Genomic DNA, 21,777 nt, shown 5'->3' with positions numbered 1-21,777 from the left:
CTGACACTCCAGGGCTACACCAGGCGCGACAGGAGGCGGTCCACCTCGGCCTCCGGGTCGGCCGTGAGCCCGGTGTGCACCGGCCCCGCCTGCACGACGGTGGAGCGCGGCGCCGTGAGCCAGCGAAACCGCTCCCCCGGTGACAGCACGCCCGCCGGGCCCTCCCCCGCGACGACCCGCGGCCACGCCCGCACGGCCTGGGCCACCTCGTCGACGTCCAGCTCCGGGAACACCGCCGCCAACCGCTCCACGTCCAGCGCCAGCCGCATCGTCAGCACCACGACGTGCCGGCAGTAGAGCAGCACGCCGACGTTGACGCACTCGCCCCGGTCGACCCGCGGCACCACCCGCAGCGGCGCCCATTCGTAGGTGTTCATGGCGCCCACGACCGATCCCCCACCCGCGCCAACAGGTGCTCCACGTACGCCGCGCGCGCTCCGGCGGCCGTCGGGAAGTCCGCGTCGAACCCGCCGACCAGCCAGTCGTCCGGCACCTCCGCGACGACTTCCGTCAGCACGTCCCGGGTCACGAGCGCCGAGAGCTCCCGGTCGGCCAACGAACGCGCATCCGCCGTCGTGAAGGGCAGGAGCACGTGGTCGGACACGTCGTACGGCCGCGTGACCACCGACGCGGCCCGGGCCCAGGAGTGGTGGAAGTACAGGCAGGCGCCGTGGTCGATGCACCACAGTTCCCGGTGCCAGCGCAGCAGGTTCGGGTTGCGCCAGGAGCGGTCGACGTTCTCGACGAACGCGTCGAACCACACCACCCGCGCGGCCTCCTCGGCGGCGACCGCGTGCGCCACCGGGTCGAACCCGATCGCACCCGGCAGGAAGTCCATCCCGAGGTTCGTGCCGCCGGAGCGGGCGAGCAGCTCCTGGACCTCCCAGTCCGGCTCGGACTGCGCGACCACCGGGTCCAGATCGACCAGCACGAGCTCCGGCACGCGCAGTCCCAGCGCCCGGCCGATCCCGCCCGCGACGATCTCCGCGATGAGCGCCTTGACGCCCTGCCCGGCGCCGGTGAACTTGACGACGTAGGTGCCGAGGTCGTCGGCCTCCACCAGCCCGGGCAGCGAGCCGCCCTCGCGCAGCGGCGTGACGTAGCGGGTCGCGGTGACCCGCTTCACCGCAGGTCCAGCGCGTACCAGACCTGGGCGTGCCGGTTCTCGTTGTACGACTCGGTCTCGACGAAGCCCGCCCGCTCGTAGAGCGTGCGCGCCTCCAGGAGGTCCGCCCGCGTGTCGAGCACCAGCCGCGAGCGCCCGGCGTCCCGCGCCCGCCGCGTCACCTCGGCCAGCAGCATCTTCCCGACGCCGAGCCCGCGCGCGGCCGGGGCGGTCCACATCCGCTTGACCTCGGCCGCGTCGAGAGGCACATCCGGGCCCCGGTGACGCAGGCCGACGCAGCCGAGCACCGCGCCCTCGGCGTCGGTCGCGAGCAGGAAGACCCCCTGGGGCGGGACCAGGCCCTCGTCGTCGGGGTACTCGGCCATGAACGCGCCGACGTCGTCGTCGGTGCCCGGCCGGCCCTCGAAGCGCCCGAGGATGTCCCTGAGGTAGCCCCGCAGCGCGCCCAGGCCGGGCTCGACGTCGGGACGGGTCTCGTGGAGCGTGATCGTCGGGACGGTCATCCCGCCATCGTGGCACCCGGCCCGTTCCAGTCCACGAGCTGGACCACCACGCCGTTGGGGTCGCGGGTCTGGAACGCCCGCTCACCCCACTCCTCGACCGTCAGCGGCATCGTGATCTCGACGCCCCCGGACTGCAGCCGGGCCAGCTCGCCCTCCAGGTCCTCGACGACGAACGCGAGGATCAGCCCCTGCGCGAGCACGTCGCGCTGCTCGGGCGGCATGGTCTCGAGGCCCGGCGCGAGGTAGACGACGTGGACGCCGGCGTCCTCCCGGGCCAGCGACGAGAAGCCCGGCGCGCTCATCACCTCCGCGAAGCCGTAGTGGTCGACGAGGAAGCGGGCGGACGCGGCCGGGTCGGGGACGACGAGGCTCACGGCGGTGTCGGTGATGCGCACTCCATACAGCGTACACCGTATGATGTACGACGTGAGCGTCGACGTGATTTCCCTGCTCTGGCGGACAGCACCCCCACCCCGCCGCGGGCCCTCGCGGGGCCTGACGATCGACGTCGTGGTGGAGGCGGCGACCCGCCTCGCCGACGCGTCCGGGCTGGAACCGCTGACGATGCGCGCGCTGGCGGGCGAACTCGGCGTCGCGCCGATGACGCTCTACACCTACGTGCCCGGCCGCGCGGAGCTGCTCGAGCTCCTGGAGGACGCGGCGTTCCTGACGATGGATCGGGCTGGGAACTCCGGCCCGTGGCGCGACCGCGTGCTCGCCGTCATGGAGGACAACCGCACGCTCTACCGGGCGCACCCGTGGCTGACGTCGTTCGAGCCGGGCCGCCCCGCCCTCGGGCCGGGCACGATCGCGAAGTACGAGCACGAGCTGGCCGCGTTCGACGACTGCGGCCTGTCCGACGTCGACCGCGACGCCGCGCTGACCTTCGTCCTCGACTTCGTGCGGGCCGCGGCGCGGAGTGAGGCGCGCTCGTCCCCGGAGACCGACGAGGCCTGGTGGGCGACCGCCGGGCCGGCGCTCGCGCAGGTGCTGGACCCGTCGTCGTACCCGTTGGCGTCGCGGGTGGGCACCGCGGCGGGTGAGGCCCAGCGCAGCGCCCGGCACCCGGAGCACGCGTGGCGGTTCGGCACGGCGCGGGTCCTGGACGGCCTGGCGGCGCTGATCGACGGTTAACGGACCGCGTTCCGCGCCCCGGAGAGCGGCTGCGTGCGGCCGGCCGCGTCCGTGGCGCGGGCGGTCACCGTGCGGGCCGCCCCCACCCGCGCCCGGAACCCCTGCCACGCCCGGCCGCGGGCGGCCTCGAGCTCGGCCGGGACCGGCTCGCCGTCGGCCTCGACCACGACCTCCACGACCGGCGTCGAGCTCCAGGCCCAGCCCCGCGCCTCGCCGTCGGACACCCCGGTGACCACCGACGAGACGTCGAGCTCCCGGACCGGCACCGACCGGCCGTCCGGACCGGGACGCAGGTAGAGCCGCGTGGTGAACAGGTGCTCCGGGCGGTGATCGGCGAGCGTCAGGTCGGTCAGCCACTTGACCGAGTTCGTCCCGAAGTACCCGGGCACGACGAGGCGCAGCGGACCGCCCCGCTCGCTCGTCATGGGCGCGTCGTGGCAGGAGTACGCGACGAGGGCGCGGTCTCCGACGTCGTCGAGCGGCAGGTCCTTGAGGTAGTCCGGGCTCGCGACCCCGCCGAACTCCCCGTGGTCGGCGCCCCGCGCCCACAGCGTGGTGGCCTCCGGGCGCACGCCGGCCAGGTCGAGGACGTCGCGCAGCCGCGCCCCGGTCCACACCAGGTTCGCGACGCGCCGCACCCGCTCGCCCGGTGTCAGCGGGTTGCCGAAGCACTCGTGGACGGACTCCACGCGGTGCGCCGGCAGGGCGCGGACCTCGTCCGGGTGCAGCGTGACCTCGCGCTCGACCAGGCCGTTCACGACGACGGGTCGGTCCGGTTCGGGGCGCGCGAGGCCGAAGTGGGCGATGACGAAGGCGTCGTCGGGACCGGTGACGCGCTCGGTCAGGCGCTCCGGCGGGACGAGGCGCCGCACCGCGCCCACCGGGTCCATCGTCGCGCGCACTCGTCGAGCGTAGGGCTCACGGCGCCGCGGGCCAGCGCACGGCGAGCCGGGCACCGCCGTCCGGCGAGCCGGTCGCGCGGACGGACCCGCCGCGGCCCTCGACCAGCCGCGCGACGAGCGCCAGGCCCAGCCCCGAGCCGGTGGTGCCGGCGGCCGCCTCGACGCGGGTGAACCGGTCGAACACGCGCGACCGTTCGGCCTCCGGGATGCCGGGCCCGTCGTCGTCGACCAGCAGTCGCACCCACGCCCCGGCCGGGACGGCGGACACGTGCACCACCGACCGGGCGTGCTTGCGGGCGTTGCCGAGGAGGTTGTCCAGCACCAGCCCGACCTCGGCCGCCGTCGCGGCGGCGTGCACCGCCACCGGCGTCCACGTCGTCACCACGGGCCCCTCGTCGTCGAGCCGCCCGACCGCCTCGACCACCGCCGCCGCCAGGTCGACCGATCCCGCCGGCGCCCGCTGCCCGCCGTCGGCGCGGGCGAGGGCGAGCAGGTCGGTGACCAGGCCGGACAGTCGCTCGGCGTCCCGGGCCACGGTCCGCCAGGCCTCGCGGTCGTCGTCGGTGGTCCCCGGGGAGGGGTAGGCGACGGCGACGTCGGCGGTCGCGCGCAGTGAGGCGATCGGCGAGCGCAGCTCGTGGGCGGCGTCGTCGGAGAAGCGACGGAGGCGGTCGGCGGCGTCGTCGCGGCGCTCGAGCAGGGCGTTGATCTCGACGGCGAGCGCGGCCAGCTCGTCGCGCGACGGCGGCACCGGCAGGCGCTCCCCCTCCCCCGTCGCGGCGGCCGCCGCGCGGAGCCGGCCTACCGGGCGCAGCGCGGCGCCCGCAGCGAGCCAGGCGGCGCCGGCCAGCACGACGGCGGCCACCACGATCGCGGGGACGAACCAGCCGGCCGCTCCGCCGAGCAGGGCGGCCGCCCCGACGAGGTCCCGCGACGCGAGGACCAGACGGGGTGAGCCGTCGGGCAGCGTCACCGCGACCGCCACCCACCGCCGCGGTTCGCCCGGCCCGGTGACGGTGACCGGCTCGCCGCTCCCCAGCGCCCGGACCGCGGGCTCGGCCAGCGGGACCGGCCCGCGGCCGTCCACCGGTGTCCCGGCCACGTCGGTCACCCGCAGCCCGCCCGGCACCGGCCCGCCGTCGACCACCGCCTGACGAGCCGCGACCGCCCGGTCCCGCAGCTCGCCGTCGCCGGCCTCGACCACGGCGTCGAGCAGCAGCCCGGCCCCGAGCCGCGACAGCGCGAGCAGCACGACGAGCGCCACCAGCCCGACCCCCAGCGCGATCCGGGTCCGCAGCGCCCGCCGGGCCCACCAGGCGCTCACGACGACGGCAGGTCCACCCGGTACCCGCGGCCGCGCTCGGTGACGACGAGGCCGTCCGCCCCGACCGCCGCGAGCTTGCGCCGCAGGTAGCCCACGTACACCTCGACGACGTTGCGGGCCGCGGCCCCGTCGCCCCAGACGGAGCTGAGCAGGTCGTCCTTCGTGACGACGGCGCCGGGCCGCTCCGCCAGCGCGTGCAGCACCGCGAGCTCCCGCGGGGCCAGCGCCAGCTCGCGGTCGTGCCACGTGGCGCCGTGCTCCTCGATCCGCAGCGGGCCGCGCACGAGTACCGGAGCGGCGGGCCCCCGCCGGCGCAGCATCGCCCGCAGCTGCGCGACCAGCACGACGAAGGAGAACGGCTTGACCAGGTAGCCGTCGGCACCGAGGTCGAGCCCGTCGGCCTGGTCGACCTCGCCGTCCTTGGCCGACAGCAGCAGCACCGGCGTCTCCACGCCCTGCGCGCGCAGCCGCTCCAGGACCCGGTAGCCGGACAGCCCCGGCATCACGATGTCGAGCACCACCGCGTCGAACCGGCCCGTCGCGGCCTCCGCGAGCCCGGTCGGACCGTCGCCGACCGCAACGACGTCCATGCCCTCGGCGCCCAGGCCTCGCGACAGCGCAGCCCGCACCCCGGGCTCGTCGTCGACCACCAGCACGCGCGGCACGGGCGCGACCGTAGTCCGGATCCGCTGTGGACCTCTCAGCTCGCCCCGGACCGGTGGGCGGCGAGGACCTCGCCGAGCGCGGTCATCGACGGTTCGTGCGTGGTGACGGACGTCAGGCCGTAGCGGACCCGCCGACGTTCCAGTTCCTCGGCCGCCTCCGCCGCGGACGGGGCGAACAGCACGAAGGGCGTGTCGAGCAGCTCCGCCACGGTGATCCGGTCCCCGACGGCCGCGGCGAACTCCCGGGCCGCCGCCTCGGGCTCCCGGTCGACGACGACGTTCTGCAGCAGGAGGTCGGTGCGGTACGACCGGCCGGCGGCGCGCTCGCGGACCTCGGCCACCCGCCGGTCGGTCTCCTCCGCGGAGACGACGGTGAACGTGCCCATCCGCTGTCCCCGCACCTGGCGCAGTCCCGCGAGGCCGACGATCTCCGCCTCCCGCGCGGCGACGTCGAGCGCCCGCTCCGACATCGCTCCGATCATCACCGGCACCGGTTCCTGCACGGGCCGCGGCGCCATCGCGGGGTCGGCGAGCCGGCGGCGCAGGTCGGCCACCAGGTCGGTCATCGCGGCCACCCGCCCGGCGTGGTCGTGCCAGGGCAGGCCGGCGTCGTCGTGCTCGCTGCGCATGTGGCCGGCCCCGATCCCCACCTCGATCCGCCCACCGGTCAGGACGTCCGCCGTCGCCACCTCCCGGGCGAGCAGGGCGGCGTTCCAGAAGCCCGCGTTGAGCACGTACGTGCGCAGGCGCAGCCGGTCGGAGACCCCGCCCGCGGCGACCAGCACGGCGAACGGGGAGGCGGCCCCGAGGTGGTCCGGCGCCGCGAGCACGTCGACGCCGAGGGCGTCCACGCGGCGGACGAGCTCCGCGAACTCCGCCGGCGGCGGGCACGAGAACAGGTTGACGCCGAATTCCAGGGACTCCATGACGCCGAGGGTGGCAGGTCGCGCACCTGTGAACGTCTCAGGACGACCGCCGCAGGATGGTGTCCATGAGGCGCAGATGGGTCGGGGCAGCAGGAGCGGTGGTGGCGGCCGGGGCCGTCGCCGCCGGGGTCGTGGGGATCGGCGGGACGGCCGCGGCACAGCCGCAGCTGCCGCCGGTGAGTCCGGAGGACCTCGTCGCCTCCGTGATGACCGCGCAGCCGGGGCCGTTCAACGGCACCGTCGGCATCGACAACGAGCTCGGGCTGCCGGCGCTGCCGGGCGCGCCGCAACTCGGCAACGGCTCGCAGTCCGCGCGCATCTGGTCCGGCGGTGACGGGAAGGGGCGGGTCGCGCTCCCCTCCGGCGAGGGCGAGAAGACGCTGGTCTCCGACGGCACCACGCGGTGGGCCTACGACGCGACCGAGCGCACCGCCACCCGCTCCACCGGGGGCGCTCCGGAGCAGAAGGACCCGCAGAGCGACCCGGCCGGCGCGGCGACGCAGATGATCGGCGAGCTCCGCAGGACCAGCCAGGTCGCGGTCGACGGCACCGCCGAGGTCGCCGGGCGGCCCGCCTACCAGCTCGTCCTCACCCCGCAGGCCTCCGAGCGCACGCTGCTGCGCGAGGTCCGGGTCGCGGTCGACGCCGAGAAGCGCATCCCGCTGCAGCTGACGGTCCTGGCGACCGGCTCCGCCACGCCGGCCCTGCAGGTCGGGTTCGACGACGTGACCTTCGGGCCGCAGGACCCGTCGCTGTTCACCTTCACCCCGCCGCCCGGCACCACCGTGAAGGACGCCCCGGCCCGCGAGGGTCGCCCGGACGACCGCCAGGGCCCGCCGCCCGGCAGCCGCACCGTCGGCGACGGCTGGGACCGCGTGATCGTCGCGCAACGCCCGGCGCAGCAGCCCGGCCAGGAGCAGCAGCGCCCCGAGGGCGCGCCGGACCTGAACGCCCTCGGCTCGCCGGTGAGCGGCCCCTGGGGCAGCGGCCGGCTGATCTCGACCGCCGTCGGCACCGCCATCGTCACCGACGACGGCCGCCTCGCCGCCGGTGCCGTGCCCGAGCAGGTGCTCACCGAGGCCCTCGCGCGATGACCGCGGCGACGACCGAACCCGCCGTCGGGAAGGAGTCCCTTCCGGACGGCGGGGCGGCGCCGGCCGCGCGGCTCCGCGACCTGCGCAAGACCTTCGGGTCGGTGGTCGCCGTCGACGGCGTGGACCTGGACATCCCGGCGGGCGCGGTGCTCGGGATGCTCGGGCCGAACGGGTCGGGCAAGACGACGCTGATCCGGATGCTGCTGGGCCTGACCCGCCCCACCGCGGGCCGGGTCGAGCTGCTGGGCCGCGACGGTGACCTCACCGCCGCCCTGCCCGACGTCGGCGCCCTCGTCGAGGGACCGGGCTTCCACCCGTTCCTCTCCGGGCGCGACAACCTGCTGCGCGCCGCCGCCACGGAGCCCCGGCTCGAGGGCGACCCGCGCCGGCCGGTCGACGCCGCGCTGGAGCGGGTCGGGCTCGCCGACGCGGCGAGGCGTCGCTACCGCGGCTACTCGCTCGGGATGAAGCAGCGCCTCGGCCTGGCCGCCGCGCTGCTGGTGCCGCGGAAGCTCGTCGTGCTCGACGAGCCCACCAACGGCCTCGACCCGGCCGGGACGCGCGACGTCCGGCGGGTGGTCGCCGAGCTGCACGAGGCCGGCACCACGGTGCTGCTGTCCTCGCACCTGCTCGCCGAGGTCGAGGCGGTGTGCAGCCACGTCGCGGTCCTGCAGCGCGGGTCGCTGCTGGTCTCCGGCGAGCTGTCGTCGCTGCTCGACGCGGGGGCGGGCGAGCTGGTGATCACCACCGACGACCCGGCCGCCGGCATCGTCGCCCTGCGCGGCGAGGGCGCGGGCGCCTACCTGCGCGACGGCGGGCTCGTCGTGCCGGGTGGGTCGCTGTCGCCGCCCGAGGTCGTGGCCGCGCTGGTGCGCGCCGGCGTCGGGGTGTGGGAGGTCCGCCGGGACCGCGCCCACCTGGAGGAGCTGTTCGCCCGCCTGACCGAGGAGGACGCGTGACCAGCACGATCGCGGTCGACTCCCGGGCCGCCACGCGGTCCCACGCTCCCCTGGGCCGCCTGGTGGCCGCCGAGCTGCGGTGGGTCCTGCGCCGCCCGCGCACCCTCGTGGTGCTGGCCCTGCTCGCCCTGATCCCGATCGCGGTCGCCATCGGGATCGCGGCGGCGGGCGCCCCGGAGTCCGGGCGGGGCCCGGGGCTGATCGCGCAGGTCGCGGGCAACGGCTTCGTGCTCCCGGTGGTCGCGCTCGGGCTGGCCCTGACGCTGCTCCTGCCGCTGGCCGTGGCGTCCGCCGCGGCCGACGCGGTCGCCGGCGAGGCCGCCACCGGCACGCTGCGCGGACTGCTCATCGCGCCGGTCGGGCGGATGCGGCTCGTCGTCATGAAGTCCGCCGGGGTCGTGACGGTGGCCGTGCTCGCCGTCGTGATCATCGCGGTGGTCGGGATGGTGGCCGGGACGGTCGTCGTCGGCGGGCCGGGCTCGCTGATCACGCTGTCCGGGACGACGCTGGGGTTCGGCGAGGCGCTGGGGCGGATCGCGCTGGTCGCGGTGTGGACGGTCGGGCAGCTGCTCGCCGTCGGTGCCGTGGCCCTGGCGATCTCCACGCTGACCGAGCACCCGCTCGTCGTCCTCACCTCCGTGCTCGGCGGGATGATCGTCTTCGGTGTGCTGTCGGCGATCCCGGCGCTGGACTGGATGCAGCCGCTGCTGCTCACCACCGGACTGACCGCCGGCACCGACGTCCTGCGCGACCCGCTCCCCCTCGACGGGCTCGCCTCGTCGTCGCTGCGGGCCCTGGTCTACGTCGTCGTCGGGATGACGGTGACCGTGGTGCGGCTCCGGCGCCGGGACGCCTGAGCCGCTACCGCACGGCCTCCTGCGCCTCGGCGTGGAAGCCGCGCGCGATCGGCTCCAGCGCCTCGAACGCGCCGGGCGGGGTGCCGGGCAGCTCCCGGCCCGCGTCCCGGACGCGGCCGAGGATCGCCTCGGCGGCGGTGTCGGCCTCCGCGGTGAGCGTCGGCAGGTCGACACCGGTGAGCACGCCGTCGCGCTTCACGACGCGGCCGTCGACGAGCACGGTCGCGACGTCGGCGGCCGTCGTCTGGAAGAGCAGGGTCGCGTACGGGTCGACGCGGGGGTGCTGCTCGAGCGCGCCGCCGCCGACGAGCTGCAGGTCGGCCCGCTTGCCCGGGGTGAGCGAGCCGATCCGGTCACCGAGGCCGAGCGCGTCGGCGGCGTTCACCGTGGTCCAGCGCAGCGCCTCCTGCGCGAGCGTCGTGACCTGCTCCGGCATGGCGCCCGCGCGGTTCACCGGCTCGGTCGCCTCCCAGCGCGTGAGGCCCAGCCCGAAGCGCATCTCGTGCCAGAGGTCGCCGGAGTTCAGCGAGATGACGTCGGCGGACAGCGTCGGCGCCAGGCCGTGCCGCCGGCAGCGCTCGAACACCGGGCGTCCCATGCCCATGTTCAGCTCGGTCTCCACGGAGATCGACACCTTGCCGCCGCTGCGGACCAGCGCGTCCCACTCGGCGTCGTCGAGGGTGTTGCAGTGCACGTGGACGATGTCCGGCCCCAACAGGCCGGCCGCGTCCAGCTCGGCGATCCCGCCGGTCAGGACGCTGCCCCACACGCAGCCGGTGTGGTTGACGACGAGCGCGCGCCGCTCGCGGGCGGCCGCGAGCTCGGCGACCGTCCGGTCCCACGGCAGGCCGAACAGCTCGGACAGCGAGACGCCGAGGGTGAGCCGTTGGTCGGACGAGCCGAAGTACTCCTCCGCGATCCGGTGGAAGTCCGCGAGGCGCGCGTCGTGCTCGCCGAAGCGGCTGGCCTCCGGGGAGCTCTCGAAGAAGCCGTAGCAGAAGGCGGCCCGGATGCCGGTGTCCTGCAGCCCGAGGACGGCGGCGTCGCTGTGGTCGGGCGTGTTGTTGCAGTGCGAGAAGTCCAGCAGCGTCGTCACGCCGGCGTTCAGGGCGTCGAGCGCGCCGACCCGCTGTCCGAGGCGGACGTCGTCGGCGGTGTAGGCGGGCGAGATCCCGAGCCGGATGCCGAAGTAGTAGTCGCCGAGCGTCCAGTCGCCGCAGATCCCGCGCACCAGCGACTGCCACGTGTGCCGGTGGGTGTCGATCAGGCCCGGCAGCACGAGGTGGCCGGTCGCGTCGATCACCTCGGCGTCGTCGGCGGGCAGCGACGGGGCGACCGCAGCGATGACGCCGTCCTCGACGAGCACGTCGCCGGTCGCGAGGTCGCCGAGCGCGGGGTCCATCGTCAGGACGTGTCCGCCGCGGATCAGGGTGCGTGCCATGAGTGCCTCCTCGGGTTCGGCGAGGAGCCTGCGGGCCGGCGGCGTGGGGAACATGTCCCGTTGTGGTTCCGATCGGGGGCCCCGGCCGTCGTAGCATCGCGGTGAGGTGGTGGGACATGGACGTCCGGGCCCTGCGCTACGCGGTCACGCTCGCCGACACGCTGCACTTCGGGCGCGCGGCGCAGCGCCACTTCATCGCGGCGCAGCCGTTCGGCCGACGCATCCAGGCCCTCGAACGCGAGCTCGGGACGCCGCTGTTCGCGCGCACCAGCCGCCGGGTCGCCCTCACCGCGGCCGGCGAGCGGTTCCTCCCGCGGGCCCGGTCGGTCCTGGCGGAGCTGGACGCGCTGGTCGGCGCCGTCGACGCGCCGCCCGCGATCCCCGGCGTCCTGCGGATCGGGGTGCTCGGCTTCGGGCTGGCCGACCTGTGGCCCGACGTCCGCGACCTCGTCGAGCGGCGCTGCCCGGACCTCGCGCTGGACGTGGTCGAGCTGACCTGGGCCGACCAGTACGACGCCGTCCGCACCGGGGAGGTCGACCTCGCCCTCGCCCACGACGTCGGCGGCGCGGACGACCTGGAGCTGGACCGGGTGCTCGTCACGGACCGGGTCGCCGTCGTGCCGGTGGGTTCCGAGCTGGCGGACGCGGACCGGCTCGCCGAGGCCGACGTCGACGCCCGCCCGCTGGTCTCGCCGGTCGGCGAGGGCCCGGGCCTGGCCGCGTGGGGCGACCGCCGCGGGGGACGCGGTCGCGTGTCGGTCCGCTCGCCCTCCGGGGTGGCGACGGCGGTCGCGACGACCGGGTGGGTCGGCCTGCACGCCGAGCCGGCCCGACGCTTCTTCCCGCACCCCGGGGTCCGCTACGTCCCGCTCGCGGGCCCGCCCGCGCACGTCGCGGTCGCGAGCCGACCCTCCGACCGGCGGGAGGCGGTCGCGGTGTTCCGGGCCGCCGCCCGCGCCGTGGCGGATCTCAACCGTTCCGGCCCATGATCCCGGCCGACGACCCGGACACGCTGGGAGCCCGACGAGGGGAGCCTGGATGCGCTGGAGCACCTACCGCGAGGCGGACGGCACCGTGCGGACGGCGGTGTGGCAGGGCGAGGACCTGCACCCGGCGCCCGCGGGCACCGCACTGATCGACCTGCTGGGTGACGACGGCGGGCGGCTGCGCGCGGCCGGGGAGGAGGCGCTCGCCGGGCCGGCGGTCGACCCGGCCACCGTGACCCTGCTGCCCCCGGTCCCACGGCCACCGTCGATCCGGGACTTCATGGCCTTCGAGGAGCACGTGGTGACCGCGAGCGCCGCAATCGGGCTCACCGTCGACCCGCTCTGGTACCGCCAGCCGGTCTTCTACTTCACCAACCCGGCGTCGCTGCGCGGCCCGCACGAGCCCGTGCCGGTGCCGCCCGGCAGCGCCGCGTTCGACTACGAGCTCGAGGTCGCCGCGGTGATCGGCCGCGAGGGGGCCGACCTCTCCCCCGACGAGGCGGTCGACCACATCGCCGGCTACGTGCTGTTCTGCGACTGGAGCGCCCGCGACCTGCAGGGCGAGGAGATGAAGCTCAACCTCGGCCCGGCCAAGGGCAAGGACACCGCGTCGAGCTGCGGGCCGTGGATGCTCACCCCCGACGAGCTGCCCGTGGCCGCCGCGATGAACGCCGCGGTCAACGGCACGCCCTACAGCGCCGGCCGGCTCGACGCCCTGTACTGGAGCTTCGGCGAGATGATCGCCTACGCGTCGCGCGGGACCCGCGTGGTTCCCGGTGACCTGATCGGCAGCGGCACCGTCGGCACGGGCTGCATCCTCGAGCTCTCCCGCGTCCACGGCGCCGACGCCTATCCGTGGTTGGCGCCGGGTGACCGGGTCCACCTCGAGGTCGAGGGCCTCGGGGCCGTCGACGCCCCGGTCGTCGCCGGCGCCCCGGTGCGGCCCCTGCGGAAGGAACCCGTCGCATGAGTGCGCACACCCACGACATCACCGTGCCCGGCCCCCCGCGGCTCGAGGAGGTGTCCGACGGGATCCACGCCTACATCCAGCCCGACGGCACCTGGTGGATCAACAACACCGGCTTCGCGGTCGGGCCGCAGGGAGTCGTCGCCGTGGACTCGTGCTCCACCGAGCGGCGGACCCGGGCGTTCCTGGACGCGATCCGCTCGGTCTCGTCCGCCCCGGTGCGCACCCTGGTGAACACCCACCACCACGGCGACCACACGTGGGGCAACGCCCTGTTCGACACCGCGACGATCGTCGCGCACGAGCGCACCCGCGAGGAGATGGTCGCGTTCGGCCCGCCGCGCGAGCTGCCGTTCTGGGAGAACCCGGAGTGGGGCGCGCTGCCGCTGGACCCGCCGTTCCTCACCTTCACCGACCGCGTCGCGCTGCACGTCGGGGACCTGCGGGCCGACGTGCTGCACGTGGGCACACCCGCGCACACCACCAACGACTCCCTGGTGTGGTTCCCCGAGCGGTCGACGCTGTTCTGCGGCGACCTCGTCTTCAACGGCGGGACACCTTTCCTGCTGATGGGGTCGGTGGCCGGCGCGATCGACGTCCTGGAGCACGTGGTCGCGCCCCTCGGCGCGACGACGACGGTGCCCGGCCACGGCCCGGTCTTCCACGACCGCGCGCCGCTCGACGCCACGCTGGACTACCTGCGGTTCGTGCTCGACCTGGCCGAACGCGGCCGCGCGGCCGGCGTGACGCCGCTGGCCGCCGCGCAGGACACCGACCTCGGCCGGTTCGCCGACTGGCCGGACGCCGAACGCATCGTCGGCAACCTGCACCGGGCCTACGCCGAGCTCGACGGCCTCGAGCGCGGCGGCACGATCGACGTCATGGCCGCGCTCACCGACATGGTCACCTGGAACGGCGGTCGCCCGCTGACCTGCCTGGCGTGATCACCCCAGCGCGGCGAACAGCGGCGCCAGCTGCGCGGTGTCCACGTACTCCTCGAGGCGCACCGCCCGGCCGTCCGCCACGTGGATCACCATCGCGGCCGGCGCCCGCAGCCGGGCCCCGTCGGGCAACGTCCCGGTGAGGACGTAGCGGGCGACGCCGGTGCCCTCGCCGTCGCCCGTCGCCCGGACCTCGCTCATCGTGAAGTCCCCGACGACCGCCCGGATCGTCCGCAGCGTGGCGAACGTGTCCGGCACGGTCGGCGCCTCGACCTCGTCGAACGAATGCCACGTGACGCACCCGCCCGCGAACAGGTCCTCCGGTGGCTCCGGGGTGTCGGTGGCCGCGAGGGCCTCGAGGACGCGCTGGGCCACGGTCGTCGGGGTCATGGTCGGGAATCGTGCCCCGCGCGGCGGGTCCGCGTCACCTCACGCGGGGTCGAGGGCGGGTTCCCGACGGCGGGTGGCCGGCTTCTCCGGCGACCGGGCGGCGCGCATCGCGAGGACGCCGAGCGCGACGGTGCCGACCGCCTCGAACAGCTCCACCTGCAGTCCCGTGAGCACGGGCGCCTCCGGCAACGGGATCAGCACGCCGAGCGCGGACAGCACGAACGCCCCGCCGACCCACCACGGGATCCCCGACGAGCGGCGCACCAGTGCGAGCCCGGTCAGCAGCACCCCGGCGACGAACACGAGCCCGCCGACGGTCTGCAGGAGCGCGAAGGAGCCCGACGCGACGATGGACCCGTCGTCGGGAATCGCCTGGGGGAGGTCGCGCGCGACGAAGCCCTCGACGACCAGATGCGACTGCGCGGAGAGCGCGTTGCCGACGAAGTACAGCGTCAGGCCCGCCACCCCCAGCACCCCGACGCGCGGTGCGAGCCACGCGGTGACGGCGGGCAGCCCGAGCATCAGCAGGATCGCGCCGCCGTAGAGCAGCAGGTAGGCCGGTGGACCGCCCGGCGAGGTGATCGACGCGGCGGAATGGGACTGCCCGTCGACGACGGGGTGCAGCATCCCGCCGGCGAGGCCGGTGATGCCGGACGCGGCGAGGGCCGCGCCGCCGAGGGTGAGCAGGTGGCGATGGGTGATGGTCATGGGGTGGACCCTGCGCCGGGCCACTTGCGAGCGACTTGCGATCAGCCGAGCAGGCCCTGCGCCTCCGCGAGCCACTGCGGTGCGCCGAGTCGGCGGGAGAGCGCCGCGGCCGGCTCCGCGTGCGGCCGGGGGTCGTCCCCGAGTGCGGCCGCGGCCCGGGCCAGGACGAGGTCCACGGGACCCAGCACGAGCTGGCCGTTGCCGGTGCGCACGAGCTGACCCGCCCAGGGGCGCAGGTCCTCGCGGGTGCGGCGGACGACGGCGTGGTCACCCAGCCGGCAGGCGGCCAGGCACTGGAACGCGGTCTCCAGCAGCCACGTCGCCTCCCGCGGGTACGGCCGGAGCGGCCACAGCGCGCGGGCCTCCTCCTCGCGCCCGGCGTCGAGCAGGGCGAGCACGCGCAGCACGGCGACGAAACCGCCGCCACCCGCCGTCGCGATCGCCTCGAGCTCGTCCAGGGCGACGGAGCAGTCGCCGGCGGCGGCCGCCACCGTCGTCATCACCCACGCGCGGATGACCGGGCCGTTCGGGTCCCCGGAGGCGGTGATGCGGGCGGTCAGCTCGTCGAACGCGGCGCGGGCGGCGTCGACGCGCCCGTGGACGAGGTCGAGCGTCGCCGCGAACACCGCGACGGACAGCGCGAGGACCGGGAGCTGCCCGGCGCCGGCGGTGGCGGTGGCGCCGTCGAGGTGGGAGCGGGCGGCGTCGAGGTCGCCGCGCCCGACGGCGGCCGCGGAGAGGACGAGGTGGGCCAGCGCCCGGTGGTCGCCGAGGTGGGCCCGGGTCGCGACGGCGAGCATCTCCTCCCCGACCCGGCGCTGGTGGTCGGGGTCGGCGACGGCGAACGTGTGCAGGTGGGCGACGGCGAGCGCCCGGCAGAGCAGGCGGGGGTCGTCGAGGTCGCGGGCCAGCACGAGGGCCTCGTCCCCGGCGGCGCGCCCCAGGTCGACCAGCCACGGCTGCGACTCGTGGGCCAGGGCGAGGAGCAGTTCGGCCCGCAGGCGGCGGTCGGCCGGGTCGACGAGGTCGAGGAGCTCCCGGAGGCGGGCGATCGCGGCGTCCTGCTCGTCCAGCGCCGGGCGTGTCGCCCAGAGCGCGACGACGTCCCAGCTCCACGCCCACGCCTCGTCCGCCGGGTCGCCGGTGCGCCGGGCCTCGGCGATCGCGCGGTGCCGCTCGGACAGCGCCCCGGTGAGGTCGCCCGACGCGGCCAGCGACCGGACCAGCCCACGGTGGACCCGCAGCCGCGCCGCCGTGTCCCCGGCGCCCAGCTCCACCGCCCGCAGCGCGGCCCCCCACCAGCGCACCGCGTCGTCGACCGCCCCGGCTTCGTGCGCGCTCGCCGCGCCGGCGACGAGGTGGGGCAGGGCGCGGCCCGCGGTGGCGCGGTCCAGGGCGAGCTCGGCGTGGTGGGCGAGCGCGTGGATCCGCTCCGGGTGCCGGCTCTCGAGCGCGTCGAGCAGCGCCCGGTGCAGGCGGGCCCGCCGCAACGGCGGCATCCGCGCCGCGACCGTGTCGCGGACCAGGGCGTGGGCGAAGCGCAGCGGGCCGTCGCTCTCCAGCAGGCCGGCGACCAGCCCCGTGTCGAGGTCGTCCAGCAGCTCCTCCTCGGCCAGCGGCCCCCGCAGCGCGTCCACCTCGAGCATCAGGTCCACGTCGACGTCCCGGCCGAGCACCGCCGCCCGCGTCAGGGTGGCGACCGCCCGGGCGGGCAGGCGGGCCAGCCGCCGCCCGAGGACGTCCCCGACCCCGGCGGGGAGCTCGCGGGTCGCGACCTCGTCCCCCTCGGTGCGCACCAGCCCGCCCAGTTCGCGCAGGAACAGGGCGTTGCCGGCCGCCCGGTCGAGCAGGCTCCGCCAGGTGCGGTCGGCGACGTCCCGGCCGGCGGTGCGCCGCAGCAGCCGCCGGGCGGACTCCGGGTCGAGCCCCCGGAGGTGGATGCGGTCGCGGGTGGGCGCGGCGAGCAGGGCGAGCGTGGCCTGCAGGTCGTCGGGCACCTCGTCGTCCCGGTAGGTGGCGACGACGAAGACCGGTGCGTCCCCGCCCGCGACCAGGTGGCGCAGGACCTGCAGGGTCTCGCCGTCCGCGCGGTGGACGTCCTCGCAGATCACGACGGCGTCCCCGCCGAGAGCGTGCTCCACGGCGGTGGCCAGGCCGAACGGGTCGGACGCGGTCGGCGCGCTGCCGGTGACGCGGGCGACGAGATCGCGCCAGGCCCAGCCGGGCGGCGCGCCGTCCACCTCGGGGCAGCGGGCACGGTGCACGGTCGACCCGGCGTCGGCCACGTCGCGGGCGAACCGCTCGGCCAGGGCGGACTTCCCGACCCCGGCCTCGGCGGCGATCCAGACGATGCCGGCCCGGCCGGGCTCCGCCTCCCGCGCCCGGTGCAGGCGGGCGAGCTCGTCGACGCGACCGAGGAAGCCGTCGTCGGGCGTCTCGACGACGGGTGGGGCCGGTCGCGGCGTGATCGTCGTCGCCGCGACCGGCCCGGGAGTGAGGATCGCCGCCTGGGCGGCATGCCACGGCGGGCCCGGATCGAGCCCGAGCTCGTCGGCGAGGCGGGCGCGGACCTCACGCAGCACGGTGAGCGCGTCGCCCTGCCGGCCCGCGGCGGCCAGGGCCCGGGCGAGGAGCGCGGCCGCGCTCTCGCGCAGTGGTTCGGCGCGGACGAGGCCGCCGAGGACGTCGAGGACCTCGGCGGGACGGCCGAGCTCGAGGGCCGCCGCCCCGGCGATCTCGGCGGCCGTGGCGTGGACCTCAGCGAGCCGGGAGATCTCGTCCGCCGCCCAGGACTCGTCGGCGTAGGCGGAGAACGGCGTCTCGGAGCGGCCCTCGCGCGATCGGAGGGCCAGGGCCAGCGCCTCGGCGGGGTCGGCGGCGGCGCGTGCCGCGTCAACCAGCCGGACGACGTCCCAGGCGTCGACCTGCTCGGCCGGGAGGGCGAGCCGGTAGCCGGGTGCGGCGCTCACCAGCACCGTGGCGGGTGTGCGCGGGGCGCGGCCGGGTTCGAGGACGCGCCGCAGGTGCGAGACGTAGGCCTGCAGCGCACCGAGCGCCTTCGGCGGCGGCCCGCCGGACCACAGGTCCTCCACGAAGCGGTCCGTCGACACGATCCGTCCGCGCGCGGCCACCAGCATGCCGAGCACGGCGCGCTGGCGGGGCCCGCCGAGGTCCAGCGGCCGACCGTCGATCGTGGCGCGGACGTCGCCGAACACGTCGACGCGGAGCACGTGATCAGGGTACGGCGGGGCGGGAGGGACTCGGGCCCTCCCGCCCCACCGCGGGGAGCGGACTCAGCTGCAGCCGCTGGTGGAGCCGCAGCCCTCGCAGACGTAGCACGACCCGGCGGGCCGCATCTTCGTCCCGCAGGTCAGGCACAGCGGCGCGTCGGCCGCCTTGCCCTGCTGCAGTTCGAGCAGCTCGGTGGAGCTGCCGACCGACACGTCCGCCTTGCGGGTCCCGGCGGGCTCGGCCGGGGCCTCGACGGGCGCGTCGACCGTCGAGCGGAGCTCCTCCACGACCTCGACCGGCGCGGCCGGGGCCTGCCCGTAGTCGTTCGCGACCTGCGCGGTGCGCTCGTCCGCGGAGAAGATGCCCAGCTGGGCCCGCTTCTCGTAGGGCAGGTGGTCGAGGGCGATCCGGCGGAACAGGTAGTCGACGATGCTCGTCGCCATCCGCACGTCGGGGTCGTCGGTCATGCCTGCGGGCTCGAAGCGCATGTTGACGAACTTCGACACGTAGGTCTCCAGCGGCACCCCGTACTGCAGCGCGATGGAGATCGCCATCGAGAACGCGTCCATGACCCCGGCCAGGGTCGAGCCCTGCTTCGACATCTTGACGAAGATCTCGCCCAGGCCGTCGTCGGGGTAGGAGCCCGCCGTCATGTAGCCCTCGGCGCCGGCGACCGCGAACGACACCGTCTCGCTGGGCCGCTTCTTCGGCAGCCGCTTACGGACCGGACGGTGGTCGGTGGTGGCCACCTCGGCGCCGGTGCTCGACTCGGTGGTCGAGCCGCCGGACTTCCCGGTGGACAGCGGCTGTCCGACCTTGCAGTTGTCGCGGTAGATCGCCAGCGCCTTGAGGCCGGACTTCCAGGCCTCGAAGTAGATCTCCTCGACCTCCTCGACGGTCGCCCGCTCGGGCATGTTCACCGTCTTCGAGATCGCGCCGGAGATGAACGGCTGGACCGCGGCCATCATCCGCACGTGGCCCATCGGCGCGATGGCCCGCTCGCCCATCGCGCAGTCGAAGACCTCGTAGTGCTCCGGGCGCAGGCCCGGGGCGTCCACGACGTGCCCGTGCTCGGCGATGTACTCGACGATCGCCTCGATCTGCTCGCCCAGGTAGCCGAGCGCAGCCAGCGCCCGCGGCACCGTCTGGTTGACGATCTGCATCGAGCCGCCGCCGACCAGCTTCTTGAACTTGACCAGCGAGAAGTCCGGCTCCACCCCGGTGGTGTCGCAGTCCATCATGAAACCGATGGTCCCGGTGGGGGCGAGCACGCTGGCCTGGGCGTTGCGCCAGCCGTTCCGCGCGCCGATCTCCAGCCCGTCCTGCCACTGGGCGGTCGCGGCGTCGCGGATGCGGGCGTCCTCGCGGTGCAGCGTGCGGATCGCGTCGTTCGCGGCGGCGTGCTTGCGCATGACGCGGCGGTGGGCGTCGGCGTTGCGCGCGTACCCGTCGTACGGCGCGACCGCGCCGGCGAGCTCGGCGGAGCGCCGGTAGGCGGTGCCGGTCATCAGCGAGGTGATCGCCGCGGCGAGCGCCTGGCCGCCCGCGGAGTCGTACGCGTGGCCGGTCGCCATCAGCAGCGCGCCGAGGTTCGCGTACCCGATGCCCAGCTGGCGGAAGGCCCGCGTGGTCTCGCCGATCTCCGGGGTCGGGAAGTCGGCGAAGCAGATCGAGATGTCCATCGCGGTGATGATCAGCTCGACCGAGCGCGTGAAGCCCTCGACGTCGAACCGGCCGTCGTCGCCGAGGAACTTCATGAGGTTCAGCGACGCGAGGTTGCAGCTGGAGTTGTCCAGGTGCAGGTACTCCGAGCACGGGTTCGACGCGGTGATCCGCCCCGACTCCGGCGAGGTGTGCCAGTCGTTGATCGTGTCGTCGTACTGCAGGCCCGGGTCGGCGCACTCCCACGCGGCCTCGGCCATCTGCCGGAACAGGCCCTTCGCGTCCACGGAGTCGATGACCTCGCCGGTCATCCGCGCCCGCAGCCCGAACTCGCCGTTCGACTGGACCGCGCGCATGAACTCGTCCGAGACGCGCACCGAGTTGTTCGCGTTCTGGTACTGCACGGACGCGATGTCGGCGCCGCCGAGGTCCATGTCGAACCCGGCGTCGCGCAGGACGCGGATCTTCCGCTCCTCGGCGCGCTTGGTCTCGACGAACTCCGCGATGTCGGGGTGGTCGACGTCGAGCACGACCATCTTCGCGGCGCGCCGCGTGGCGCCCCCGGACTTGATGGTGCCGGCCGACGCGTCGGCACCGCGCATGAACGACACCGGGCCCGAGGCGGTGCCGCCGGAGGACAGCAGTTCCTTGGAGGAGCGGATGCGCGAGAGGTTCAGGCCGGCGCCGGAGCCGCCCTTGAAGATCAGCCCCTCCTCGCGGTACCAGTTCAGGATCGACTCCATGGTGTCGTCCACGGAGAGGATGAAGCAGGCGCTGACCTGCTGCGGCGACGCGGTGCCGACGTTGAACCAGACCGGCGAGTTGAAGCTGAAGTACTGGTTGAGCAGCATCCAGGTCAGCTCGTCGGAGAAGACCTCCGCGTCGCGCGGCGTGGCGAAGTAGTCGTGCCGCGTGCCCGCCTCGGTGTAGCTGCGGACCACGCGGTCGATCAGCTCGCGCAGGCTCGACTCGCGCTGCGGGGTGCCGACCGCCCCGCGGAAGTACTTGCTCGTGACGATGTTGGTGGCGTTGACCGACCACGCCGAGGGGAACTCGACGCCGCGCTGCTCGAAGTTCACCGAGCCGTCGCGCCAGTTGGTCATGACGACGTCCCGGCGCTCCCACTCCACCTGGTCGTAGGGGTGGACCCCCTCGGTGGTGTGGACGCGCGCGATCGACAGGCCGCGACCGGCGACGGTGCCCGGCGCCGACCCGTTCGTGCTCGTGCCGGACCCGACGGTCTCCGTCATGCGTTCCTCGCCTCCTGCACCGGGGACGCTTCCCCACGTTCCGGTGCTCGTGTCCCCGACCTTCAACGACCGGCGCCGGTCAACCGGCCGTCGTCCTCGTCAACTGTGTCGTGCTCCGTGGTGCGTTCCCGGAGGTCCGCGATCTCGGCCTCGAAGTCGGCCACGCAGGAGAAGTTCCGGTAGACGCTCGCGAACCGCAGGTACGCCACCGCGTCGAGCTCGCGGAGCGGACCCAGGATCGCCATCCCGACCTCGTGGCTCGGCACCTCGGCCGTGCCCGACGCCCGGACCGTCTCCTCCACCCTGTGCGCCAGCAGCGCGAGCGCGTCCGGGTCGACCGGACGGCCCTGACAGGCCCGGGCCACCCCGCGCACGACCTTGTCGCGGCTGAACGGCTCGGTGACCCCGCTGCGCTTGACCACCGCGAGGACGGCCTCCTCGACGGTGGTGAACCGCTTCCCGCACGACGTGCAGGAGCGGCGGCGACGGATCGCCTGGCCCTCGTCGGCCTCACGGGAGTCGACGACCCGGGAGTCGTCGTTGCGGCAGAACGGGCAGCGCATCCCGGTCTCCCTCCTCGTGACCGACACGACCTGTGGATGAACGGCTTCCCCGCGTCCGACCTGGGGACACCGCTGTGGACGAGGGCGCCTCCGGCCGTGGACCGGTGGTGCCCGCCGGTGGACGAACCACCGACCGCGGTGGACCGAT

At 75.4% G+C, this 21,777-nt stretch carries 21 protein-coding genes; 7 read left to right on the top strand and 14 right to left on the bottom strand.

Annotated features, from left to right (window positions below; genetic code table 11):
• Positions 1-14: 14 nt before the first annotated feature.
• From WCD74_RS09545 to WCD74_RS09530, 4 genes are read right to left on the bottom strand one after another with little or no spacing between them, the layout of a single operon-like run.
• Positions 15-377, bottom strand: a complete 363-nt coding sequence (locus WCD74_RS09545; protein WP_337694606.1) for a DUF3037 domain-containing protein — start codon at positions 375-377, stop codon at positions 15-17.
• A complete protein-coding gene (locus tag WCD74_RS09540; RefSeq protein WP_337694605.1) occupies positions 374-1,126 on the bottom strand; it encodes a HipA family kinase in 753 nt (250 codons plus the stop codon). Before WCD74_RS09540 ends, WCD74_RS09545 begins: the two co-directional genes overlap by 4 nt.
• On the bottom strand, positions 1,123-1,629 hold the full coding sequence (locus WCD74_RS09535) for a GNAT family N-acetyltransferase (RefSeq protein ID WP_337694604.1): 507 nt from the start codon (positions 1,627-1,629) through the stop codon (positions 1,123-1,125). Before WCD74_RS09535 ends, WCD74_RS09540 begins: the two co-directional genes overlap by 4 nt.
• Positions 1,626-2,024 carry a VOC family protein gene (locus WCD74_RS09530; protein WP_337694603.1) on the bottom strand — a complete coding sequence of 133 codons (399 nt, stop codon included), beginning with the start codon at positions 2,022-2,024 and terminating at the stop codon, positions 1,626-1,628. Before WCD74_RS09530 ends, WCD74_RS09535 begins: the two co-directional genes overlap by 4 nt.
• A gap of 31 nt (positions 2,025-2,055) precedes the next feature.
• On the opposite strand from WCD74_RS09530, the gene WCD74_RS09525 reads away from it, so the two are divergent.
• Positions 2,056-2,763 carry a TetR/AcrR family transcriptional regulator gene (locus tag WCD74_RS09525; protein WP_337694602.1) on the top strand — a complete coding sequence of 236 codons (708 nt, stop codon included), beginning with the start codon at positions 2,056-2,058 and terminating at the stop codon, positions 2,761-2,763.
• On the opposite strand, the gene WCD74_RS09520 is transcribed toward WCD74_RS09525, so the two are convergent.
• The 4 genes from WCD74_RS09520 to WCD74_RS09505 are packed head-to-tail and all read right to left on the bottom strand — an operon-like array spanning position 2,760 to position 6,580.
• Positions 2,760-3,665, bottom strand: a complete 906-nt coding sequence (locus WCD74_RS09520) for a molybdopterin-dependent oxidoreductase (RefSeq protein WP_337694601.1) — start codon at positions 3,663-3,665, stop codon at positions 2,760-2,762. The genes WCD74_RS09525 and WCD74_RS09520 overlap by 4 nt on opposite strands.
• Positions 3,666-3,681: 16 nt before the next feature.
• Positions 3,682-4,989, bottom strand: coding sequence for a sensor histidine kinase (locus WCD74_RS09515; protein WP_337694600.1), 1,308 nt, complete (start codon positions 4,987-4,989; stop codon positions 3,682-3,684).
• Positions 4,986-5,654, bottom strand: coding sequence for a response regulator transcription factor (locus tag WCD74_RS09510; RefSeq protein WP_337694599.1), 669 nt, complete (start codon positions 5,652-5,654; stop codon positions 4,986-4,988). The genes WCD74_RS09515 and WCD74_RS09510 overlap by 4 nt, the downstream gene beginning before the upstream one ends.
• Before the next feature lie 35 nt (positions 5,655-5,689).
• Positions 5,690-6,580 carry a TIGR03621 family F420-dependent LLM class oxidoreductase gene (locus WCD74_RS09505; protein WP_337694598.1) on the bottom strand — a complete coding sequence of 297 codons (891 nt, stop codon included), beginning with the start codon at positions 6,578-6,580 and terminating at the stop codon, positions 5,690-5,692.
• Between the two features lie 65 nt (positions 6,581-6,645).
• Between WCD74_RS09505 and WCD74_RS09500 the strand changes: the two genes are divergently transcribed.
• The 3 genes from WCD74_RS09500 to WCD74_RS09490 are packed head-to-tail and all read left to right on the top strand — an operon-like array spanning position 6,646 to position 9,490.
• Positions 6,646-7,674 (top strand): LolA family protein, encoded by a 1,029-nt coding sequence (locus tag WCD74_RS09500; protein ID WP_337694597.1) that lies wholly within the window; start codon positions 6,646-6,648, stop codon positions 7,672-7,674.
• Complete coding sequence (locus tag WCD74_RS09495) at positions 7,671-8,633, top strand: ABC transporter ATP-binding protein (protein WP_337694596.1); 963 nt, start codon at positions 7,671-7,673, stop codon at positions 8,631-8,633. The genes WCD74_RS09500 and WCD74_RS09495 overlap by 4 nt, the downstream gene beginning before the upstream one ends.
• A complete protein-coding gene (locus tag WCD74_RS09490) occupies positions 8,630-9,490 on the top strand; it encodes an ABC transporter permease (RefSeq protein WP_337694595.1) in 861 nt (286 codons plus the stop codon). Before WCD74_RS09495 ends, WCD74_RS09490 begins: the two co-directional genes overlap by 4 nt.
• A gap of 4 nt (positions 9,491-9,494) precedes the next feature.
• Here WCD74_RS09490 and WCD74_RS09485 read toward each other — a convergent pair whose 3' ends face one another.
• Positions 9,495-10,931, bottom strand: coding sequence for an amidohydrolase family protein (locus tag WCD74_RS09485; protein ID WP_337694594.1), 1,437 nt, complete (start codon positions 10,929-10,931; stop codon positions 9,495-9,497).
• A gap of 116 nt (positions 10,932-11,047) precedes the next feature.
• Here WCD74_RS09485 and WCD74_RS09480 point away from each other — a divergent pair, with 116 nt between their 5' ends.
• From WCD74_RS09480 to WCD74_RS09470, 3 genes are read left to right on the top strand one after another with little or no spacing between them, the layout of a single operon-like run.
• Positions 11,048-11,920, top strand: coding sequence for a LysR family transcriptional regulator (locus WCD74_RS09480; protein WP_337694593.1), 873 nt, complete (start codon positions 11,048-11,050; stop codon positions 11,918-11,920).
• A gap of 49 nt (positions 11,921-11,969) precedes the next feature.
• Positions 11,970-12,887: a fumarylacetoacetate hydrolase family protein gene (locus WCD74_RS09475; RefSeq protein ID WP_337694592.1), complete on the top strand. Its 918-nt coding sequence runs from the start codon at positions 11,970-11,972 to the stop codon at positions 12,885-12,887.
• Positions 12,884-13,828, top strand: a complete 945-nt coding sequence (locus WCD74_RS09470) for an MBL fold metallo-hydrolase (protein ID WP_337694591.1) — start codon at positions 12,884-12,886, stop codon at positions 13,826-13,828. Before WCD74_RS09475 ends, WCD74_RS09470 begins: the two co-directional genes overlap by 4 nt.
• Here the strand turns inward: WCD74_RS09470 and WCD74_RS09465 are convergent, their stop codons facing one another.
• The 5 genes from WCD74_RS09465 to nrdR all read right to left on the bottom strand — a co-directional run bounded on the left by WCD74_RS09465 (position 13,829) and on the right by nrdR (position 21,629).
• Entirely contained in the window at positions 13,829-14,215 is a 387-nt protein-coding gene (locus WCD74_RS09465; RefSeq protein WP_337694590.1) for a nuclear transport factor 2 family protein, read from the bottom strand.
• Positions 14,216-14,254: 39 nt separating this feature from the next.
• Complete coding sequence (locus tag WCD74_RS09460; RefSeq protein WP_337694589.1) at positions 14,255-14,923, bottom strand: hypothetical protein; 669 nt, start codon at positions 14,921-14,923, stop codon at positions 14,255-14,257.
• Positions 14,924-14,964: 41 nt separating this feature from the next.
• Positions 14,965-18,153 (bottom strand): ATP-binding protein, encoded by a 3,189-nt coding sequence (locus WCD74_RS09455; RefSeq protein ID WP_337694588.1) that lies wholly within the window; start codon positions 18,151-18,153, stop codon positions 14,965-14,967.
• 63 nt (positions 18,154-18,216) lie between these two features.
• A complete protein-coding gene (locus WCD74_RS09450; RefSeq protein ID WP_337694587.1) occupies positions 18,217-21,066 on the bottom strand; it encodes a vitamin B12-dependent ribonucleotide reductase in 2,850 nt (949 codons plus the stop codon).
• Positions 21,067-21,128: 62 nt separating this feature from the next.
• Positions 21,129-21,629 carry a transcriptional regulator NrdR gene (gene nrdR / locus WCD74_RS09445; protein WP_337694586.1) on the bottom strand — a complete coding sequence of 167 codons (501 nt, stop codon included), beginning with the start codon at positions 21,627-21,629 and terminating at the stop codon, positions 21,129-21,131.
• Between the last annotated feature and the right edge of the window lie 148 nt (positions 21,630-21,777).

Source organism: Actinomycetospora aurantiaca (assembly GCF_037401875.1).
In the GTDB taxonomy this organism is placed as follows: domain Bacteria; phylum Actinomycetota; class Actinomycetes; order Mycobacteriales; family Pseudonocardiaceae; genus Actinomycetospora; species Actinomycetospora aurantiaca.
The sequence above is the reverse complement of the archived record's forward strand: the minus strand, read 5'-3'. Positions and strand labels throughout refer to the sequence as shown.

What these genes read in the sequence shown, in the direction of transcription:
- WCD74_RS09465 (WP_337694590.1), bottom strand. Translation starts at nt 14,215, where the DNA reads ATGACCCCGACGACCGTGGCCCAGCGCGTCCTCGAGGCCCTCGCGGCC.
- WCD74_RS09475 (WP_337694592.1), top strand. Translation starts at nt 11,970, where the DNA reads ATGCGCTGGAGCACCTACCGCGAGGCGGACGGCACCGTGCGGACGGCG.
- WCD74_RS09495 (WP_337694596.1), top strand. Translation starts at nt 7,671, where the DNA reads ATGACCGCGGCGACGACCGAACCCGCCGTCGGGAAGGAGTCCCTTCCG.
- WCD74_RS09470 (WP_337694591.1), top strand. Translation starts at nt 12,884, where the DNA reads ATGAGTGCGCACACCCACGACATCACCGTGCCCGGCCCCCCGCGGCTC.
- WCD74_RS09485 (WP_337694594.1), bottom strand. Translation starts at nt 10,931, where the DNA reads ATGGCACGCACCCTGATCCGCGGCGGACACGTCCTGACGATGGACCCC.
- nrdR (WP_337694586.1), bottom strand. Translation starts at nt 21,629, where the DNA reads ATGCGCTGCCCGTTCTGCCGCAACGACGACTCCCGGGTCGTCGACTCC.
- WCD74_RS09500 (WP_337694597.1), top strand. Translation starts at nt 6,646, where the DNA reads ATGAGGCGCAGATGGGTCGGGGCAGCAGGAGCGGTGGTGGCGGCCGGG.
- WCD74_RS09535 (WP_337694604.1), bottom strand. Translation starts at nt 1,629, where the DNA reads ATGACCGTCCCGACGATCACGCTCCACGAGACCCGTCCCGACGTCGAG.
- WCD74_RS09460 (WP_337694589.1), bottom strand. Translation starts at nt 14,923, where the DNA reads ATGACCATCACCCATCGCCACCTGCTCACCCTCGGCGGCGCGGCCCTC.
- WCD74_RS09450 (WP_337694587.1), bottom strand. Translation starts at nt 21,066, where the DNA reads ATGACGGAGACCGTCGGGTCCGGCACGAGCACGAACGGGTCGGCGCCG.
- WCD74_RS09505 (WP_337694598.1), bottom strand. Translation starts at nt 6,580, where the DNA reads ATGGAGTCCCTGGAATTCGGCGTCAACCTGTTCTCGTGCCCGCCGCCG.
- WCD74_RS09545 (WP_337694606.1), bottom strand. Translation starts at nt 377, where the DNA reads ATGAACACCTACGAATGGGCGCCGCTGCGGGTGGTGCCGCGGGTCGAC.
- WCD74_RS09480 (WP_337694593.1), top strand. Translation starts at nt 11,048, where the DNA reads ATGGACGTCCGGGCCCTGCGCTACGCGGTCACGCTCGCCGACACGCTG.